A 19,704-nucleotide genomic window follows, 5' to 3' on the forward strand; every position below is an offset into this window, starting at 1 on the left:
AGAGAAGTCATGTTCAAGCGAAACACCTTAAGCCTCGGTGGCGCCGCCTTGTGCGGCGCCCTGTTGCTCAGCGGCTGTGCCAACCAGATGTCGCAACGCAGCGAGCACGAGGAACGTGTCGAGCGCAAATTGCTCGACCACAGCCTGCAGATCGATGTCGGTGAGCCTAAGGTGCTTGAGCTGCCGCAACGCCGGGTACGCATCCACGAGCAGAAGACCTTCGAAGTCACCGAGTTCGAAGTCACGCGCCGCTACGATCGCTACACGCCCTATCAACCCTGGCGGGAGCTCTACGAGATCCCACTGGGCGCGGTAGCCGTGGTCGCCGGTATCGGCGCCAACGTGGTCAATGTGTTTACCCTGGGCAACCTGCCGGACAGCGTCACCAAGGACTGGATCAGCTACGGCGTGGCCGGGCTCAACCCGTTCATGAACGTGCAGTCCCACGGCCGGGCGCAGCAGAACCTGGCGGGGATCGATGAAGTCCAGCGCGACAAGCGCGTGGAGTATTCGAGCCTGCCCTGGAGCGAACGTCCGGTGCAGGTCAAGGCCGGCAAGGAAACCCATGAGCTGAGCACCGACCGCAACGGCGTACTGCGCCTGAACCTGTTGGACAGCCCGTTTTCCGAGCAGGACCTGAACCACATCGGCCAGTTGCAGATCAGCGTCGCGGATGCCCAGGACGACGTGCATTCCGACTCGTCGCTGGCCATCAGCAACACCCTGCGCGGCAAGCTGCTGGAAGCGCACAACCTGATCTTCGACGACCTCGAGGATGACGAAGTGAGCCAGTGGGTGCACCGGGTCAAGCGTCTCTCCGAACTGGGTCTGGAAGAGGAAGCCAGCGAACTGGAGCAGAGCCTGATCGAGCTGACCCGCAACGATCCGGAGCTGCAAAGCGAGTTTCTCAAGTCGCTGACCAAGAACGCCGGCCGCCTGGTCGCCGATCCTGGCGCCCATTGACTTGGAACGGCTACAGGGTGTTTGGGCTTTCAGGAAAGGCTGAACAACTCCAGCTGCTCATGCCCGCCACGCAAATCCTGCAAACGCACACCAATCCCCAATAGCCGCACCGGCCTGTCCCCGCGCTTGAACGCCTGGGTCAAAAGCTGCCGATAACTCTCCAGGTCCCGCCCTGCCCCCGCCTGTTCGAGCGTGGTCTGGGTAAAATCGTGAAACTTCACTTTGACGAACGGCTTGCCCGGACGGTAGCTGCTGTCGATTCGTTCGATCCGGCCGGCCAGGGTCTGCATCAGCTCCGGGAGTTTATCCAGGCAGCTCTGCAGATCGGGCAGATCGACGTCGTAGGTGTTTTCCACACTGATGGACTGCCGACGGCTGTCGTTCTGCACCGGCCGCTCATCGATGCCCCGGGCCAGGTTCCACAGGCGCTCGCCAAAACTGCCGAACTCGCGCACCAGCGCCAGCTTGCTCCATTCGCGCAACGTCTCGCAGTTGACGATGCCCAGGCGTCCCAACTTGTCGGCGGTGACCTTGCCCACGCCATGCAGCTTGTTCACCGGCAAGGCCGAAACAAAGTCCTCGACCTGGTCCGGGGTGATCACGAACAGGCCGTTGGGTTTTTTCCAGTCGCTGGCGATCTTGGCCAGGAATTTGTTCGGCGCCACCCCGGCCGACACCGTGATATGCAGCTGATTGGAGACCCGGCGGCGAATGTCCTGGGCGATACGGGTGGCGCTGCCGGCAAAGTTGGGGCTGTCGGAGACGTCCAGGTAGGCCTCATCCAGTGATAAAGGCTCGATGAGGTCGGTGTAGTCGCGAAAGATCGTATGAATCTCTTTCGACGCCTCCCGGTAGGCCTCCATGCGCGGCTTGACGATCAGCAGGTCGGGGCACAGCGTCAGCGCATGCCGCGAGGACATGGCCGAACGCACCCCAAAGGCACGGGCTTCATAGTTGCAGGTGGCGATCACCCCGCGTCGCTCCGCCGAGCCGCCCACCGCCATCGGCCTGCCGGCCAATTGCGGGTCGTCGCGCATTTCGATGGCGGCGTAGAAGCAATCGCAGTCGATGTGGATGATTTTGCGCTGCGTCATATAAAGGCAGAGTTCATGGAAGCAAGAGGTCGATCACGAAACAGGGCGACAGTATCTCACCGAGAACTGTATATAGCACCAGTAGTTTGATTTCTCCTGCCCGGCGCCAGAAAAATCGGAAGATGAATTTATTTCCTCAATCGGCCAGAGCCCTTCAATAGAGCTGAAAGCCTTGTGCAGCATGCCCCCGAGGCTGATTCAAAGGCTGCTTTTTCAAGCTAAGCGATTGAACGAGAACAGTTTTTTTCGCCTGATCGGTTGACAGACCGGCGATCCTCTGTAGAATGCCGCCACACAGACGCGGGATGGAGCAGTCTGGTAGCTCGTCGGGCTCATAACCCGAAGGTCGTCGGTTCAAATCCGGCTCCCGCAACCAAACATCAAAAAAGGCTACTCGAAAGAGTGGCCTTTTTTGTGCGCGCCGCTTTTATCGCCATGCCTTGCGCGATGTCGCGCAAAAAACAAAACCCTTTGCACCACCGGGACTTAACCCGCCTTGCGAGTCATTCAACACTTATTTGACTCAATGGATCATTAACGGTTGACACTCCAGCATTCGTCTGTAGAATGCCGCCACACAGACGCGGGATGGAGCAGCCTGGTAGCTCGTCGGGCTCATAACCCGAAGGTCGTCGGTTCAAATCCGGCTCCCGCAACCAAACATCAAAAAAGGCTACTCGAAAGAGTGGCCTTTTTTGTATCTGTCGGAAAAATCTTTTCGCAACAATGACCTGGCAATCTCCCGTGAACCGTCAGTCACCTCCCCCACTCTTTCCAACCCGCTATGCTCATTGCCAGGCTGCCGCTTGAAAACGCTGGCCGTCCGGGCTCGCAGGGCCATGGTGAGACGCGTTAATATTTGAAACTATTTTTTCTGCAGGGATTGGTAACTTGGCTGGATACCCCCATCCTGTCGCGCACAATCCACGAGGTGATTGATGCGCGCCAACTCGTCTGACTCACAAGACACCGATACCGTTACAACGAACCAACCGGTTGCGGCCACCCGCTTGCGCTGGCTGGAACTGTTGAGCAAATATCGCCAGCCGATCGGCATGGTCGTGACCCTGCTGCTGTTCGGCATCGCCCTGATTGCCTGTCGCCACCTGCTCAGCGAGCTGGATCTGTATGCCCTGCATGACTCGATCCTCGACGTGCCTAAACCGGCCCTGCTCGGCGCACTGGCCGCGACCGTGGTCGGCTTCGTCATCCTGCTCGGCTACGAATGGTCCGCCAGCCGCTACGCCGGGGTGAACCTGCCGCCGCGCACCCTGGCCCTGGGGGGCTTCACCGCCTTTGCCATCGGCAACGCCATCGGCCTGTCGCTGCTCTCCGGTGGCTCGGTGCGTTACCGACTCTATGCCCGGCATGGCGTGGGCGCTGGCGACGTCGCCCATATGACGCTGTTCGCCAGCCTGTCCCTGGGTTGCGCCCTGCCACCGCTCGCGGCCCTGGCGACCCTGAGCAACCTGCCTGCCGCGTCCGCCGCCCTGCGCCTCTCCGAAGGCCTGCTGGCCAGCATTGCCGGCGCCGTATTGCTGCTCTGCGCGATCCTGGTCATCGGTATCTACCGGCGCCGCCTGCCCGAACAGCCATTGCCGGACAACCTGCTGGTCAAGGCCGGGCGCCGCACCCTGCGCCTGCCGGGACGCCGCCTGACGCTCCTGCAACTGCTGATCACCGCCCTCGACGTCGCCGCCGCAGCCACCGTGCTGTATCTGCTGCTGCCCGAAGCACCGCCCTTCGGCGCCTTCCTGCTGGTCTACCTGCTGGCCCTGGCGGCCGGCGTGCTCAGCCATGTACCCGGCGGCGTCGGGGTGTTCGAAGCGATTCTGCTGGCCGCCTTCGCCGACAAGCTCGGCGCGGCGCCATTGGCCGCCGCCCTGCTGCTGTACCGGTTGATCTACGTGATCCTGCCGATGCTGGTGGCCTGCGTCCTGCTGCTGATCAATGAAGCCCAGCGCCTGTTCCAGACCCGTCAATCGCTGCGGGCGGCCTCGGGCCTGGCGGCGCCGATCCTCGCGGTACTGGTGTTCCTGTCCGGCGTGGTGCTGCTGTTTTCCGGCGTGACTCCGGAAATCGACACCCGCCTGCAACACATCGGTTTTCTGATCCCGCACCGCCTGGTGGATGCCTCGCACTTCGGCGCCAGCCTGGTCGGAGTGCTTTGCCTGCTGCTGGCCCAGGGCCTGCGCCGGCGCCTGTCCGCGGCCTGGATCCTCACCACCATCCTGCTGCTGGTCGGCGCGGTGCTCTCGCTGCTCAAGGGCTTCGACTGGGAAGAAGCCAGCCTGATGACCCTGACCGCCAGCCTGCTGGCGATCTTCCGGCGCTCCTTCTACCGGCCGAGCCGCCTCACCGAACTGCCGTTCTCGCCGCTGTACCTGGTGGCCAGCGTCTGTGTGCTGGGTGCGTCGATCTGGCTGCTGCTGTTCGCCTACCAGGACGTGCCCTACAGCCATCAGCTGTGGTGGCAGTTCACCCTCGACGCCGATGCCCCGCGGGGTCTGCGTTCGCTGCTGGGGGCCGCGGTACTGCTGGTGGTGGTGTCCCTGACCTGGCTGCTGCGCACCGCGCGCCCGGTGATTCACCTGCCCAATGGCGAGGAACTGGACCGCGCGGCGAAGATCCTCATGGCCTCGTCCCAGCCCGATGGCGGCCTGTCCCTGACCGGCGACAAGGCCCTGCTGTTCCACCCCAACGACGATGCCTTCCTCATGTATGCCCGGCGCGGCCGCAGCCTGGTGGCGCTGTACGACCCGATTGGCCCGACCCAGCAACGGGCCGAGATGATCTGGCAGTTCCGCGACCTGTGCGACGTCCACCATGCGCGCCCGGTGTTCTACCAGGTGCGCGCGGAAAACCTGCCGTACTACATGGACATCGGCCTGACCGCGATCAAGCTCGGTGAAGAAGCCCGGGTCGACCTGAACCGCTTTGACCTCGAAGCCAAGGGCAAGGAGATGAAGGACCTGCGCTACACCTGGAACCGTGGCACCCGGGACGGCCTGTCGCTGGAAATCCATGAGGCCGGGCACGCGCCGATGGACGAACTGAAAGTCATTTCCGATGCCTGGCTGACCGGCAAGAATGTCCGCGAGAAAGGCTTCTCCCTGGGACGTTTCAGCGAGGACTACCTCAAGCATTTCCGTATCGCGATCATCCGTTTTGAAGGACGTCCGGTGGCCTTCGCCAACCTGCTCGAGACCTACAGCCATGACCTGGCCAGCCTCGACCTGATGCGCGCCCACCCGGAGGCTCCCAAGCTGACCATGGAATTCATGATGGTCGGCCTGATCCAGCATTATAAAAACCATGGGTATGCCCGCTTCAGTCTGGGCATGGTGCCGTTGTCGGGCCTGCAGCCCCGGCGTGGCGCGCCACTGACCCAGCGCCTTGGATCGATGGTTTTCCGTCGGGGTGAGCAGCTGTACAACTTCCAAGGGTTGCGCCGTTTCAAAGACAAATTCCAGCCTGACTGGGAACCTCGTTACATGGCCGTGCCCGCCGGACTGGATCCGCTGGTGGCACTGGCCGATACCGCCGCCCTGATTGCGGGCGGCCTGACTGGATTGGTGAAACGCTGATGATTCAACGCTCCTGGCGGTATGTATTAGCCACTCTGGTGGTGTTTGCCCTGATAGCGGGAGGCGGCTACTGGTACTGGAATCGTCCGGTGCCACAACCGACCCTGGAACACCTGGCCCAGACCGATGGCTCGACCCTGACCCGCGTCACCCCGGCCGCCCAGACCAAGGCCCGGGTCGCCGTGGCCGTCCTCGCCGACGAAGCCCTGACCGATACCCAGCTCATGGCCCTGAGCCGCGGCGGCGCGGCGCAGATCGTCCAGGTGATCCTGCCCAAGGACGACTGCAAGCTGCAGGAACAAGCCCTGCAGAACGCCCTTGGCCAACTCAAGGGGCCGGCGACCCTGGTCAGCGGCATCGGCCCTGGCGCCGCCCTGGCCTGGCGCTGGATCGCCACCCAGAACGATGACAAGGCCCAGGCCGTGTCGGTGGGCTTTACCATCAACCCGGCTCCGGGCTGCACCGACCCACTGCCCAAGACCCTGGCCCACGGCCACTGGCTGGTGGCCTGGAACGACAACCCGGATGACGAAAGCGCTGGCTTCGTGCGTGACACCCCCAATGCCAGCACCAGCATCAGCGACTACGACATTCACCTGCCCCAGGTACTGAACAACGAGCTGCGCAAGCTGCTGGTGGGTTCGGACAACGGCGGCCTGAACATCCCGGTGGTCGAAGTACCGGCCGGCCAGGCCAAGGACACCGTGACCCTGTTCCTCTCCGGTGACGGCGGCTGGCGCGACCTGGACCGCGACGTGGCCGGCGAGATGGCCAAGATCGGCTACCCGGTGGTCGGCATCGACACCCTGCGCTACTACTGGCAGCACAAGACCCCGGAACAAAGCGCCACCGACCTGACCGAACTGATGCAGCACTACCGGCAGAAATGGGGCACCAAGCGCTTCGTGCTGACCGGCTATTCGTTCGGCGCCGACGTGCTGCCGGCCATCTACAACCGCCTGCCGGAAGCCGAGCAGCAGCGGGTCGACGCCATTATCCTGCTGGCCTTCGCCCGCACCGGCAGCTTCGAGATCGAAGTCGAGGGCTGGCTGGGCAACGCAGGCAAGGAAGCCGCCACCGGCCCGGAAATGGCCAAGCTGCCAGCGGCCAAGGTGGTGTGCATCTATGGCGAGGAAGAAGTCGACGAAAGCGGCTGCACCGACAAGACCGCCGTCGGCGAGGCCATGAAGCTGCCGGGCGGCCACCACTTCGACGAGAACTACCCGGCCCTGGCTCAGCGCCTGGTCAACGTCATCGAGAAACGCCAGGGCAAGGACAAGGTCGCCGAAGAGTGATCTGAGTGCCTCCCAAGAGCCCCCGCTGCCCACCGGCAGCGGGGGCTTTTTTGCGCTTACGAAAGCAATAGACGAGCCCGATAGTCCAAGGGGATGTCGAGCAAGCACCTTCAAACGCAGTATTACGGTCAGCTACCCAGCCCCGTCGCTGCTAATGCTACTGAGAATGCCTTTCAAAGAAATGCATGTAGAAGTAAGCCCTCCTAAGTCATAGTCAAGCTTGGTCAATCTTGGGTAAGCTCGACACACTATTGCGCAAACTAAGTTCAACTAGTCGCGCTAAAGGGATGAGCATGCATAGGATTGAACATGGCCGCGAACAGTAACTTCTCCTTTCTCCAGGAACACGACCCCGTTTTCCTTCAGCTTGCGACCACAGCCGAACAGATCTTTGCCAGCGATCCCAACACCACATTGATGAAGCTGCGACAGTTAGGCGAGGCCTTGGCTCAAGACCTGGCCAGTCGTGCCGGTATTGATTTCGATGCAACCACCAAACAGTCCGACCTACTCTACAAATTAGGCCGGGATATCCAGCTGGATCAAAAAATCCGCGATCTGTTTCGAACAATTCGCGTCGAAGGCAATAAAGCCACCCACCAATTTCGTACGCAACACCGCGAGGCGATGGACGGACTCAAGGTCGCCCGCGCCCTAGCCATTTGGTACCACCAATCATTCGGTAAAAATGGCGATAAGTTCCAACCTGGTCCCTTTGTCAAACCGGATGACCCCAGCGCCCCGCTACGTGCTCTACAAAGCCAGATTGAGCAACTGAAAGCACAATTGATCGAGTCCAGCCAAAAGCTTGAAAGCAACCAACAGCTGGCTGACTTGTTAAAGCGCGAGGCTGAAGAGTACTCCGTTCTTGCAGAGCAAATGGAGGCTGAGTCTTGCCTTTATAAGAAGCAAGCCAAACAGCATGAAGCCGAACTTGAAAAGTTGCGTGCTGAACACGAGCAACGCATTAAAGCTTTGCAAATTCAGCTAATGACTCAGCCTCAAGCCTCGTCGCAGGTCATGCATCGCACCATGCAGGCCACCCACAAGTTCGACCTGAGCGAAGACCTCACCCGTATCCTCATCGATCAACAATTGGTCGACGCTGGCTGGGAAGCTGACTCCCTGGACCTGACCTACAGCAAAGGCGCCCGTCCCGAGAAAGGAAAAAATAAAGCCATTGCTGAATGGCCGACCAGCAGCCCAAAAGCCTGCGCCGACTACGTTCTTTTCGCTGGTCTGACGCCGATAGCCATCGTTGAAGCCAAGCGTAAACGCATCAATATTGCAGACCGCATTCCCCAAGCCGAGCGTTACTCGCGCGAATTCAAGTTCGCTCCAGAACACCAGCAGCCATGGCTACTCGCTGGGCATTCCACCTCTTGGAATGATGGTGAAGGTGCAAGTTTCCAAGTGCCCTTTGCCTTTGCCTGCAATGGTCGTCCTTACATCAAGCAGCTCGCCGAACATTCCGGGACCTGGTTCCGAGATCTGCGCAGCCCAGCCAACACATCCCGGTCGCTGCAAGATTTCCATACCCCCAATGACTTATTGGACCTGCTCAAACGCAGCCAGGCAGAGGCCGAAGCCAAGCTCAAAGAAGAAGGTTTTGCCTATCTTAAGTTACGCGATTATCAGGAAAAGGCGATCCATGCAGTAGAACAATCGCTGGCCAACAACCAACGTAACTGCTTACTTGCCATGGCCACCGGCACAGGTAAAACCCGCACCATCATTGGCTTGATGTATCGCTTTCTGAAGACAGAGCGCTTCAAGCGTATTCTGTTTCTGGTGGACCGCAGTGCCCTCGGCCAACAGGCTATCGATTCGTTTAACGACACCACCCTTGAGCAAAACCACACGCTCGCTCAGATCTACGACATCAAAGAGCTAGGTGATATGGCAGCCGAGGCGGAAACCCGTATTCAGGTCGCCACCGTACAAGCCATGGTCAGCCGTATTTTCCGCTCAGACACACCGCCTTCGGTCGGCGAGTTCGACTGCATCATCGTTGACGAAGCCCACCGCGGTTACACCCTCGACCAAGAGATGAGCGAAGGTGAGCTGGCTGTCCGAGATCACAATCAGTACCTCTCGCAGTACCGCCGCGTGCTGGATTATTTTGACGCCTGCAAAATCGGCCTGACTGCTACCCCGGCCAAACATACCAGCGAGATTTTCAACAAACCGGTGTTCACCTACAGCTATCGCGAAGCCGTGGCGGATGACTGGCTAATCGACCATGAACCACCGATCCGTTATGAAACCCAACTCAGCAAAAACGGCATCCGATTCGAAAAGGGAGAAAAGGTCAGCATCATCGATACCCAGACCGGCGAAGTCGATGTCGCCGAGCTAGAGGACGAACTCAACTTCAATATCGAGTCGTTCAACCGTCGGGTCATCACTCCTGCTTTTGACCAAGTGATTTGCGATGCCCTGGCCAATGAGCTGGACCCCTTCGGTGAAGAAAAAACCATGATTTTCTGTGTCAACCAAGCCCATGCCGAACGGGTGAAAAACCTTCTGAATGTGGCTTTCAAAGACGCTTATGGTGAGCAATACAACCAGGCCGCTGTGCAGATCATCACCGGTCAGAGTGACCAGGTTGAAAAACTGATTCGTAAATACAAAAACGAACCGTACCCCAGCATCGCAATTACCGTGGACCTACTCACTACTGGCATCGACGTGCCGAAAATCTGCAATCTGGTGTTTATGCGCCGGGTGCGCTCGCGCATTCTCTACGAGCAAATGAAAGGGCGCGCCACCCGACGTTGCGATGAAATTGGCAAAACGGTTTTCCGTATCTACGACCCCGTCGACCTCTACGCCAGCCTGGAAGCTGTCGACACCATGAAGCCTCTGGTGAAAAACCCGAATATTTCGCTGGAGCAATTGGTCAGCGAACTCACCAGCGATGCCAGTCACGACGCTCCCGGTAATCAGGACGACAGTAGCCACGCTCATGATGTGCTCGATGTGCTTAGCCAACGCATCATGCGCATTCTGCGCAAGGCCCACCACAAAGCTGAATCCAAGCCCTCATTGAAGAAAAAGCTTGAGGAGCTTGAGGACATTTGGGGGGTAGAACCCGCCAAACTGCACAAACACCTGCACGAATTAGGTCCCAAGCAAGCTGCCCAATTTGTTCAGCAACATAGCCAGTTGCTGACTCAACTGGATGCCGTCAGCGCCCTGCTGGGCTCGGAAAACTACCCGATTATTTCCACCCACAGTGACGAACTAATGGTGCGCGAGCAAAGCTACGGCACCTATCAGAAACCCCAGGATTACCTCGAAAGCTTCCACGATTTCGTCCACAGCCAACTCAACCAATCCGCAGCCCTGGGCGTGGTAGTCAATCGACCGAAAGACCTCACTCGCGAACAACTACGCAATGTCCGCTTGCTGCTGGATCAGCATGGGTTCAGCGAAGTCAGCCTGAAAAGCGCTTGGCGCAACCAAACCAACCAAGAAATCGCCGCCAGCATTATTGGTTACATCCGCCAAGCGGCTATCGGCGAAGCCTTGCTGCCTTTCGACCAGCGCGTGGCCAACGCTATGCAGAAAATCTATGCCCTTCAACAATGGACGCCCGTACAACGTAAATGGCTCGATCGCCTGGCCAAGCAATTGGTGCATGAGGTGATCATCGACCCACAACAGGTCAACGAGGCCTTCCAGAATGATGGCGGCATCAAGAGCTTGAATCGCCACCTCGGCGGCAACCTGGATAAGGTATTGGAAGCCTTGAACGACAACCTTTGGCCTGCAGTCAGCTCAGCCAGTTGACAGGCGTTAAGTAAAAACCTTTAAACTGTCCTCAGTCCTAGGACAAAGGACAGTTGCTAACCGAGGCCCAATGAAGAGTCAAGACGTGCTTTTGCTGATCAAACTGATCTGTCTGGAACAGCGCGAGCGTCTGCAGCGCACGCTCGACCACGAAACAGCAGAACTGATCAAGCTCAGCGATACCGATAGCACCGCCTCATGGCAAGGTTGGGAAGACCGTTCAGAGCCTGACCCGCCCGTGCATCACGACAGCTACTCCGTTCGTGCCCTGCAAACCTCACTGGGCATTAGCAAAACCGAAGTCGCCTCAGCACTCAAACGCTGTCAACAGATAGGGTTACTACGCGTAGACCCAAGCACCCAGCTGCCTCGAGTCAACAACAAGGCACTACTCGGCTTTATTGAGCATGGCTTGCGTTATGTCTTTCCGGTCAAACCCGCAGAAATGGTCCGTGGTATCCCAACCAGTTTTTCCGCCCCCGTATTGCAAGGCAGACTAATGAGTGGCGGCGACCTTATTCATGTCTGGCCAGATGCTTATGGCACGCGCAAAGGGCAGTCCATCACCCCTCTGTTCAAGACAGTACCGGGCGCAGTCAAAAAAGACGCTCTATTGTATGAGTATCTGGCGCTTATAGATGCCGTTCGCCTGGGTAATGCCCGGGAGGTCAACCTTGCGAACCAAATTCTGCGCGAGAAGATTTTGTCATCATGAGCCGCACACAAAATATTCAGATGCTAGAAGTCGTCGCCAAAGCGCTCGGCGAAGAGTTGTGCCAGGAGGTCGCGTTTGTCGGCGGTTGCACCACAGCCTTGTTGTTGACCGACGAATTCAGCCTGGAAGAGGTGCGCTACACCGATGATGTCGATTTGGTCGTACACCTGACCGGCTATGCCCAGTGGCAAAAGCTAGTAGAACAACTCAAGCAAAAAGGCTTCAAACAATCGCCGCAGGATGAAGTCATCTGCCGCCTGCGCCTGGGTGAACTGAAGGTCGACTTCATGCCCGAGGATGCAGATACCGCAAACTTGTTGGGCTGTAATAACCGCTGGTTCACCGACGGTTTAGCCAATGCACAATGGCACGAATTACCCAGTGGCTGCCGGATTCGCCTGTTCAGCCCGCCCTACTTCCTTGCCAGCAAACTTGAAGCCTACGCCGGTCGCGGTGCCCAGAACCCACTTGGCAGTCAAGACCTTGAGGACATTCTCAATCTGGTTAACGGCCGCGAAGAACTCTTGACCGAAGTGGAATCTGCTGCCCCGGAACTGCGTGCCTACCTGAGCCCAACAATGGCAGGACTGCTGGGCAACAATGACTTCGGTTACCTGGTGCAGGATGCCGCTCGTGGCGACAACGAACGCGAGCAGATCATCTGGCAGCGTCTATACCATATCGTCCAGGTAACTGCCTGAATGCGTGCAACGGTTGAATGGCATACCCAGGCAGGCACCCTCACGGCGGACAACCGTGATGCCTTCGCGCAGGCCACCACGGCGCAAGCCAGCCTCTACCTGATTGCCGATGGCAGCAGCCGTCACCCTCGCAGCGGTGAATTGGCCCAAACCCTGCTAAATGACCTGACCGTTGGTTTTAGCCATTTATCGACAACTGAACTGAATGCAGAGCCATTGGCCGAAGCGTTGTTGCGGATCGTCGCTCGAAGACATCAGACGCTACGTGACGATTTCCCCCTGGCCGCTTGCAGCTATCTGCTGCTGTGCCTGCTTCCCCATGCGGCATTCACCCTCCATGAAGGTGACTGCTGCCTGGGCACCCTTGAACATGAGGGTGAAATCACCTGGCTGAGTACTGTACATTGCGCGCCCAACTGGCAATGCGACCTGAGCCATAAGCAGATTGCACAGGAGTCTTCACGTCATACGTTGACCCGCTGCTTCAGCGCCAGACGAACGAGTACCCCTGAAATCACCTACTGGCCTGCCCGCCCCAACCAACATTGGCTACTGGCAAGCGATGGCTTCTGGGCCGGCTTGTGTGCACAGGACCAACAGATATTTTTGCGTGACGGCCACCTGCCCGCCGCGCCCACCGATGACGACATCAGTTGCCTGAGCGTCATCATGCCACCGACTTGATCAGCCGAACCCAGCACCCAGTTCGGCGCCTATTCCGACCCATTTTTTAGAGTGTTTTCCATGACCAATAGCGACATCGTCCAGAAACTCTGGAGCCTTTGCGACGTCCTCCGCGACGACGGCATCAATTACAGTGACTACGTCACCGAACTGGTGCTGCTGTTGTTTATCAAGATGGAATTCGAACAGGTCCAGAACAACGGCAACTTCAGCCACAAACTGCCCGAAGGGGCACGCTGGACCGACCTCAACGCAAAATCCGGGCTGAATCTGCTCAATGACTATCGGCAGATGTTGCTCGACCTGGGCAAGAACACTGACCCGCTGATTGCCGCCATCTACGCCGATGCCCAGACCCGCCTCAAAGAACCCCGCCACCTGGAACAATTGATAAAAAGCCTCGACGGCATTGACTGGTTCAGTGCCCGCCGGGATGGTCTGGGCGATCTGTATGAAGGCCTGCTGGAAAAGAACGCCAGCGAAACCAAATCCGGTGCCGGCCAGTACTTCACCCCGCGCCCGTTGATCGACAGCATCATCAACTGTATCAAACCCCAGGCCGGTGAAACCATCCAGGACCCGGCTGCTGGTACTGCTGGCTTCTTGATTGCCGCCGATGCCTATATCAAAGGCCGCACGGACGATCACTACGACCTCGACGAAAAAGCTCGCAGCTTTCAGCGAAACCGTGCCTTTGTCGGTGTGGAGTTGGTACCTGGCACCCGCCGCTTGGCGCTGATGAACACCCTGTTGCACGGTATGGAAGGTGACGAAGAAGGCGTGGTGCACTTGGGCAACGCCCTCGGGCAGGCCGGGGCCAGCCTGCCGAAAGTGGACGTCATCCTTTCCAACCCGCCGTTCGGCACCGCCAAAGGTGGCGGCGGCCCAACCCGCGATGACCTCACCTATAAGACCAGCAACAAGCAGTTGGCCTTTCTCCAGCACATCTACCGTGGGCTCAAGCCCGGAGGCCGCGCCGCCGTGGTGCTGCCGGATAACGTACTGTTTGAAGCCGGCGTCGGCAGCGATGTGCGCCGCGACCTGATGGACAAGTGCAACCTGCACACCATCCTGCGTCTGCCCACCGGTATCTTTTACGCTCAGGGTGTGAAGACCAATGTGCTGTTCTTCCAGAAAGGCACCGCTGACAACCCGCGCCAGAATGAAGGCTGCACTCAGCGCGTGTGGGTCTACGACTTGCGCAGCAATATGCCCAGCTTCGGTAAACGCACTCCCTTTGGTGCAGCCCACCTTAAACCCTTCGAAGACGCCTATGGGGAAGATGCCAATGGCAACAGCCCGCGGGCGGAGAATGTCGAAGGCATCGGCGAGCTAAGTCGCTTCCGGGTGTTTACCCGCGAGCAGATCAAGGAGCGAGGGGATTCGCTGGATATCAGTTGGCTTAAAGACGCCGACAGCCTGGATGCTGCCGACCTGCCCGCACCAGAAGTTCTGGCCGGAGAAGCCATGGCTGAGCTAACCGAGGCGCTGCATGAACTGGAAGAGTTGATGAAAGCGTTGGGGGCTAACGATGAAGTGGTGGCGCAGAAGCAGTTAATGGCAGAGGTGATGGGGTTAGCGGTGGCTCAGGAGAATGGAGATGAGTGAGTTGCCGATGGGGTGGACTAAAACAACATTAGGTGACGTCGCTGATTGGGGTTCAGGCGGCACGCCATCGCGAAGTGAGTCGAGTTTTTACGGCGGTACAATTCCATGGATAAAAAGTGGTGAACTTAACAGTCGCTACATTTCAACGACCGAAGAGTTCATCACAGAAGCTGCTATCAAGAACTCCAGCGCAAAGCTTTTCCCCGCAGGGTCAGTAGCCATCGCAATGTATGGGGCAACTATCGGTAAAACAGCAATTCTTGGCGTTGACGCATCAACAAATCAAGCGTGTGCGGTTGGAGCCCCTACTGAAGGAGTTATTGGGAAGGAATTCCTATATCGACTGCTACAAAATGAAAAAGAAGCTTTCATTGAAAAAGGCAAAGGTGGTGCTCAGCCGAACATTTCACAAGCAGTGATAAAAGCACATGAAGTAAGTCTTCCTCCGCTCGCTGAACAAACCCGCATCGTCCAAAAACTCGATGAAGTGCTAGCTCAGGTCGGTACACTGAAAACCCGTATTGATAGCATCCCCCCCCTACTCAAACGCTTCCGCCAATCGGTCCTCGCAGCAGCGGTTTCTGGGCGGTTGACAGAGGAATGGCGATCACTACATCCAGAGAGATCAGTTTTGTCCCTTGAGCACCTCGTGCATGGCCTCAAAACATCTGGTTTCAAACCAAAAGCCAAAGGAGTTGAACCCGTACAAATTAGTGAAATACCCGGCTGGCTAAAGATCCCTTTAGGCTCAGTGTTTTCGGTAAAGTCCGGGAGTGGTTTAACAGCAAAAGAAATGAATGAGAGTGGCGATATTCCAGTTTATGGTGGAAATGGAGTTAACGGTCAACATACAGAACATAACGTCATAACCCGAACCGTTGTTATCGGTCGAGTTGGCTATTATTGCGGTTCCGTTCATTTCACACCAACCAAAGCCTGGGTAACAGATAACGCTCTTATTGTTAGCTACCCAGACACCCTCTTTAACCTAAACTATATCTATTGGTTATTGCTTGGCACGAATCTTCGTAAAAATACATCTTCATCTGCACAGCCAGTAATCTCCGGAGAAAAAATCTATCCTATTGGGCTGAACATTGCGCCGTTAGAAGAGCAAACTGAAATCGTCCGCCGCATCGAACAACTCCTTGCAGTCGCCGATCAAGTGGAAGCCAAAGTTGCCTCAGCCAAAAGCCGTATCGACCACCTGACCCAAAGTATCCTGGCCAAGGCTTTCCGCGGCGAACTCGTCCCGCAAGACCCGAACGACGAACCCGCCAGCGTGTTGCTAGAACGCATCAAGGCGCAACGCGCTGCGGCCCCAAAGGCCAAACGTGGGCGAAAAGTCGCAACATCGGATGACTACTGCTGAGGTTGTAGGCAAACTCCGATAGTTATGTAAGGGGGTGCGCTAAAGCACTTTGCCGCCTTGTTGGCCTTCTCTTCGACGGGATACGCTCCAAACGTCGCTGACTATTCGGCGATCGGGCTTGGAAACCCGACGAGTTAAGCACAACATCACTCCCTCACGACTGCAGACGTTTACGACTGCAGCCCTGTGTTATGGCAGTTGTGTGCGGGACGTTTTCGGACGTGCCGGTTCTTAGCTCCCGGTTTTCCAACCTGCGCACAGCTGCCACCCATTCGCTTGGAAACGAACGTGGCAGCTTCTTTGAGTTAAGGAGCAAGATCATGAACAAAACAAATCCGCCTGGACCTCGTGAACTAAAAACCATCGGCCTCACCCCTTTCATTTACCGCTCGGACCAGCCGCTGTTCCACGTCAGCGCCGGCGTGCCGATTGGCGATGCCTTGGCCCAAGCCTCCGACCTGCTGTTCCTGGCCAAGGCCTTTGCCGAGGACGCCGCCTACAGCAAAGACAGCGACCGCCACGCCTGGGCTGCGCATTACCTGACGGCCATGGGCAAGGCCGTGATTGATGACGTGGTGAAGGTGTTGAGCTTATGACCAGCTCGCCCAAAGATCAGGCCTGACCGCAGTTCTTCTGTAGGAGCGAGCTCGCTCGCGAAAAACTCAAACACAGCGCATTTCTTCAATGCCTACGCATTATCGTTGGCCATCTTCGCGAGCAAGCTCGCTCCTACAAGGGCCACAAAAAAGGTTCTTCACGGAATTCCGGGAAACACAGAAACAAGAACGCCGATTTGATTGATGATGTTCGTGCGAGCAAACACATCTAAAAAACCGGCGTTCTTATGCACGATATTAATACTTTCCTTCCTTTTTGGGAGGGCTTTTCTGTCGTCACGATCAAGCCTGATGGTGATGCCCTACAGATCGATCTGACGCCCCACACCACCCGATTCCCTTCCTGTGGTGGATGCCAAAAGCCCTGTTCAACCACTCACGAGTATTGCGAGCGAGTCGTTCGTGATTTGCCCATTCTCGGCCGTGCAGTGCGCCTCAGCGTTTTGCTCAGACGTGTTGGCTGTCGTGACTGCGGCAAACGCATGGAGACTGTCAGTTGGCTGGATCGCTATGCCCGTATGACGCGCCGCTTGGCCGATGCGGTGATTCAAGCCTGCGAGCGCCTTCCCACGTTACACGTGGCTCAACTGTTTGGGTTGCATTGGGACACCGTTCGGCTGCTAGAGCGTCGCGCCTTGCAAACGGCATTGAGCGATCTGCCGAAGGCGCAACCACGGCGTCTGGTGATGGACGAGTTCGCTCTGTTCAAGGGCCATCGTTACGCCAGTGTGGTGCTGGATGCGGATACACGACGAGTGCTGTGGATCGGCGAAGGCCGCAGCCGTGCGGCGGTCAGGCCGTTCTTCGAAGAGTTGGGACCAGAGGGTTGCGCCCGAATCGAAGCGGTGGCGATGGACATGAACACCGCTTTTGACCTGGAGGTTCGCCGGCACTGCCCCAAAGCGCGCGTGGTCTACGACCTCTTCCATGTGGTGGCCAAATATGGCCGAGAGGTGATTGATCGGGTCCGCGTTGACGAGGCTAATCGGCTACGCCACGACAAGCCTGCTCGTAAGGTCATCAAGCAAGCGCGATGGCTACTGCTACGCAATCCACAGAATCTGAAAACGCCGGAACAACAGGTTCACTTGCAGGATTTACTGGCGGCCAACCAAGCGTTGATGACGGTCTACTTGATGAAGGCTGAACTCAAAACGCTCTGGACGCCGAATACCGCTTGGAGCTGGAGATCGGCCTGGAAGCAATGGTTGCGCCATGCTCATGAAAGCGAAATACCGGCACTGATCCAGTTCGCCAAACGGCTAAAGAGTTACTGGCGGGGCATCGTCAGCCGCGTTCGCTGGCCGATGCACACCGGTCAGCTGGAAGGAATAAACAATCGCATAAAGGTCATCAAACGAATGGCGTACGGTTACCGGGATAGCGAATTCTTTTTCATGAAGATCAAGAGCGTCTTTCCCGGTATTCCGTGAAGAACCTTTTTTTTACCCGAAATTTACCGTTCGATCGCTACAAAAGCACAGGAGCCTGGATCGCAAAGGGATGGAGAAAACGATACAGCCCCATTAGAGGGGCTGTATGTGGGATCAAAGCAGGAAGATGGTGGCCAACCCGAGGAAGATAAAGAAGCCGCCACTGTCGGTCATGGCCGTGATCATGACACTGGCCCCCATTGCCGGGTCGCGCCCCAGACGCGCCAGCGTCATCGGAATCAGAACCCCCATCAACGCCGCCAGCAACAGGTTGAGTGTCATGGCCGCCGTCATCACCACACCCAACGACCAGCTGCCATAGAGCAGGTAAGCCACCACGCCGATCACTCCGCCCCAGACCAGGCCGTTGATCAAGGCCACCGCCAGCTCCTTGCGCATCAGTCGCGAGGTATTGCCGGTGCTGACCTGGTCCAGCGCCATGGCGCGAACAATCATGGTGATGGTCTGGTTACCCGAGTTGCCGCCAATACCCGCCACGATCGGCATCAGGGCCGCCAGGGCCACCAGCTTTTCGATGGAGCCTTCAAACAGGCCGATCACTCGCGAAGCGACGAATGCAGTGATCAGGTTGATTGCCAGCCAGGCCCAGCGGTTGCGCAGGGAACGCCAGACCGAGGCAAAAATATCTTCCTCTTCACGCAGACCGGCCATATTGAGGACTTCGGTCTCGCTCTCCTCACGAATCAGGTCGACCATTTCGTCGATGGTCAGACGGCCGATCAATTTGCCGTTCTTGTCGACCACCGGCGCCGAGATCAAGTCGTAACGCTCGAATGCTTGCGCAGCGTCGTAGGCATCTTCATCCGGATGGAAACTTACCGGGTCGCTGGCCATGACCTCAGAAACCTGTTTCTCCGGATCATTCACCAGCAACCGCTTGATGGGCAGCACACCTTTGAGCACGCCGTCATAGTCGACGACGAACAGCTTGTCGGTATGGCCAGGCAATTCTTTGAGACGACGCAGATAACGCAGGACCACTTCAAGGCTGACATCCTCACGGATGGTCACCATCTCGAAGTCCATCAACGCACCGACCTGCTCCTCGTCATACGACAAGGCGGAGCGAACGCGCTCACGCTGCTGGCCGTCCAACGCCTCCATCAGCTCATGGACAACGTCTCGCGGCAGCTCGGGAGCCAGGTCAGCAAGTTCGTCGGCGTCCATCTCCTTGGCAGCAGCCAGGAGCTCATGATCGTCCATGTCGGCGATCAGGGTTTCACGTACGGAATCGGATACTTCGAGCAGGATGTCGCCGTCGCGCTCGGCCTTGACCAACTGCCAGACGGTCAGACGCTCGTCGAGCGGCAAGGCTTCAAGGATGTAGGCAACGTCGGCGGAGTGCAGATCATCGAGTTTGCGTTGCAGCTCGACGAGGTTCTGCCGGTGGACCAGGTTCTCGACCCGATCCTGATGATGACCTTCCTGACGATGAGTCAGGTCTTCGACCACCCGCTGGCGCTGCAGCAGCTCAACGACTTGAGCGAGGCGATCCTGCAGGCTGTCTTGTGTTTTCTTTACTTCTACTTCGGTCATAGGCGAACTCCACTCCCAGCAGAGGAGCACGCCGGAAGGATCAATCAGTCAATTCATGATTGTAAAAACGGGATACTGAGTAACTACTGGGTAAGTCCATGGAGGTATTCCACAAGCCCCGGCGGGGCTGACGGGCGCAATCATACACCGCTTGACGGCTTTAAACGTTAAAAAATCATGGCAAGAACAAGCGCTTGCGGCGCAAAGCTGAAGAAGCGCTGAATCTATAAAGCTGCGACGCACCATCCGAAAAAGAAAACACACCCCAGACGAAAAAACTGCG

13 protein-coding genes and 2 tRNA genes are annotated in these 19,704 nt (G+C 57.6%); 13 read left to right on the forward strand and 2 right to left on the reverse strand.

Translation table 11 applies throughout. The annotated features are described in order from the left end of the window. Nucleotides 1-9 precede the first annotated feature (9 nt). Nucleotides 10-963, forward strand: a complete 954-nt coding sequence (locus DK261_RS21165) for a hypothetical protein (RefSeq protein WP_016702030.1) — start codon at nt 10-12, stop codon at nt 961-963. Between the two features lie 29 nt (nt 964-992). On the opposite strand, the gene dinB is transcribed toward DK261_RS21165, so the two are convergent. Further along, nucleotides 993-2,057: a DNA polymerase IV gene (gene dinB, locus DK261_RS21170; RefSeq protein WP_009047344.1), complete on the reverse strand. Its 1,065-nt coding sequence runs from the start codon at nt 2,055-2,057 to the stop codon at nt 993-995. Nucleotides 2,058-2,356: 299 nt separating this feature from the next. Between dinB and DK261_RS21175 the strand changes: the two genes are divergently transcribed. From DK261_RS21175 to DK261_RS21235, 12 genes are all read left to right on the forward strand, one after another. Further along, a tRNA-Met gene (locus DK261_RS21175) sits at nt 2,357-2,433 on the forward strand. Between the two features lie 206 nt (nt 2,434-2,639). Then, a tRNA-Met gene (locus DK261_RS21180) sits at nt 2,640-2,716 on the forward strand. A 279-nt stretch (nt 2,717-2,995) separates the two neighbouring features. Further along, a complete protein-coding gene (gene mprF, locus DK261_RS21185; RefSeq protein ID WP_009047343.1) occupies nt 2,996-5,644 on the forward strand; it encodes a bifunctional lysylphosphatidylglycerol flippase/synthetase MprF in 2,649 nt (882 codons plus the stop codon). Then, nucleotides 5,644-6,939, forward strand: coding sequence for a virulence factor family protein (locus tag DK261_RS21190; RefSeq protein ID WP_110176269.1), 1,296 nt, complete (start codon nt 5,644-5,646; stop codon nt 6,937-6,939). The genes mprF and DK261_RS21190 overlap by 1 nt, the downstream gene beginning before the upstream one ends. A 309-nt stretch (nt 6,940-7,248) precedes the next feature. After that, entirely contained in the window at nt 7,249-10,734 is a 3,486-nt protein-coding gene (gene hsdR, locus DK261_RS21195) for a type I restriction-modification system endonuclease (RefSeq protein ID WP_110176270.1), read from the forward strand. Nucleotides 10,735-10,804: 70 nt separating this feature from the next. Then, entirely contained in the window at nt 10,805-11,449 is a 645-nt protein-coding gene (locus tag DK261_RS21200; protein WP_110176271.1) for a hypothetical protein, read from the forward strand. After that, complete coding sequence (locus tag DK261_RS21205) at nt 11,446-12,150, forward strand: hypothetical protein (RefSeq protein ID WP_110176272.1); 705 nt, start codon at nt 11,446-11,448, stop codon at nt 12,148-12,150. Before DK261_RS21200 ends, DK261_RS21205 begins: the two co-directional genes overlap by 4 nt. Further along, nucleotides 12,151-12,834 carry a protein phosphatase 2C domain-containing protein gene (locus DK261_RS21210; protein ID WP_110176275.1) on the forward strand — a complete coding sequence of 228 codons (684 nt, stop codon included), beginning with the start codon at nt 12,151-12,153 and terminating at the stop codon, nt 12,832-12,834. A 60-nt stretch (nt 12,835-12,894) separates the two neighbouring features. Next, a complete protein-coding gene (locus DK261_RS21215) occupies nt 12,895-14,442 on the forward strand; it encodes an N-6 DNA methylase (protein ID WP_110176277.1) in 1,548 nt (515 codons plus the stop codon). Beyond that, complete coding sequence (locus DK261_RS32935) at nt 14,435-15,814, forward strand: restriction endonuclease subunit S (protein WP_218278182.1); 1,380 nt, start codon at nt 14,435-14,437, stop codon at nt 15,812-15,814. Before DK261_RS21215 ends, DK261_RS32935 begins: the two co-directional genes overlap by 8 nt. Nucleotides 15,815-16,134: 320 nt before the next feature. Further along, nucleotides 16,135-16,410, forward strand: a complete 276-nt coding sequence (locus tag DK261_RS21230; protein WP_110176279.1) for a DUF3077 domain-containing protein — start codon at nt 16,135-16,137, stop codon at nt 16,408-16,410. A 248-nt stretch (nt 16,411-16,658) separates the two neighbouring features. Next, nucleotides 16,659-17,864 carry an ISL3 family transposase gene (locus DK261_RS21235; RefSeq protein WP_009047489.1) on the forward strand — a complete coding sequence of 402 codons (1,206 nt, stop codon included), beginning with the start codon at nt 16,659-16,661 and terminating at the stop codon, nt 17,862-17,864. Nucleotides 17,865-17,978: 114 nt separating this feature from the next. On the opposite strand, the gene mgtE is transcribed toward DK261_RS21235, so the two are convergent. Next, nucleotides 17,979-19,421 (reverse strand): magnesium transporter, encoded by a 1,443-nt coding sequence (mgtE, locus tag DK261_RS21240; RefSeq protein WP_007921578.1) that lies wholly within the window; start codon nt 19,419-19,421, stop codon nt 17,979-17,981. Nucleotides 19,422-19,704 lie beyond the last annotated feature (283 nt).

The organism is Pseudomonas sp. RW409, assembly GCF_003184125.1.
Lineage (GTDB): Bacteria > Pseudomonadota > Gammaproteobacteria > Pseudomonadales > Pseudomonadaceae > Aquipseudomonas > Aquipseudomonas chlororaphis_I.

Bases quoted from the DNA above. Each gene is read 5' to 3' on its own strand.
- DK261_RS21215 (WP_110176277.1), top strand. From the start codon at position 12,895: ATGACCAATAGCGACATCGTCCAGAAACTCTGGAGCCTTTGCGACGTC.
- hsdR (WP_110176270.1), top strand. From the start codon at position 7,249: ATGGCCGCGAACAGTAACTTCTCCTTTCTCCAGGAACACGACCCCGTT.
- DK261_RS32935 (WP_218278182.1), top strand. From the start codon at position 14,435: ATGAGTGAGTTGCCGATGGGGTGGACTAAAACAACATTAGGTGACGTC.
- DK261_RS21210 (WP_110176275.1), top strand. From the start codon at position 12,151: ATGCGTGCAACGGTTGAATGGCATACCCAGGCAGGCACCCTCACGGCG.
- mgtE (WP_007921578.1), bottom strand. From the start codon at position 19,421: ATGACCGAAGTAGAAGTAAAGAAAACACAAGACAGCCTGCAGGATCGC.
- DK261_RS21235 (WP_009047489.1), top strand. From the start codon at position 16,659: ATGCACGATATTAATACTTTCCTTCCTTTTTGGGAGGGCTTTTCTGTC.
- DK261_RS21230 (WP_110176279.1), top strand. From the start codon at position 16,135: ATGAACAAAACAAATCCGCCTGGACCTCGTGAACTAAAAACCATCGGC.
- DK261_RS21190 (WP_110176269.1), top strand. From the start codon at position 5,644: ATGATTCAACGCTCCTGGCGGTATGTATTAGCCACTCTGGTGGTGTTT.
- dinB (WP_009047344.1), bottom strand. From the start codon at position 2,057: ATGACGCAGCGCAAAATCATCCACATCGACTGCGATTGCTTCTACGCC.
- DK261_RS21165 (WP_016702030.1), top strand. From the start codon at position 10: ATGTTCAAGCGAAACACCTTAAGCCTCGGTGGCGCCGCCTTGTGCGGC.
- DK261_RS21205 (WP_110176272.1), top strand. From the start codon at position 11,446: ATGAGCCGCACACAAAATATTCAGATGCTAGAAGTCGTCGCCAAAGCG.
- DK261_RS21200 (WP_110176271.1), top strand. From the start codon at position 10,805: ATGAAGAGTCAAGACGTGCTTTTGCTGATCAAACTGATCTGTCTGGAA.
- mprF (WP_009047343.1), top strand. From the start codon at position 2,996: ATGCGCGCCAACTCGTCTGACTCACAAGACACCGATACCGTTACAACG.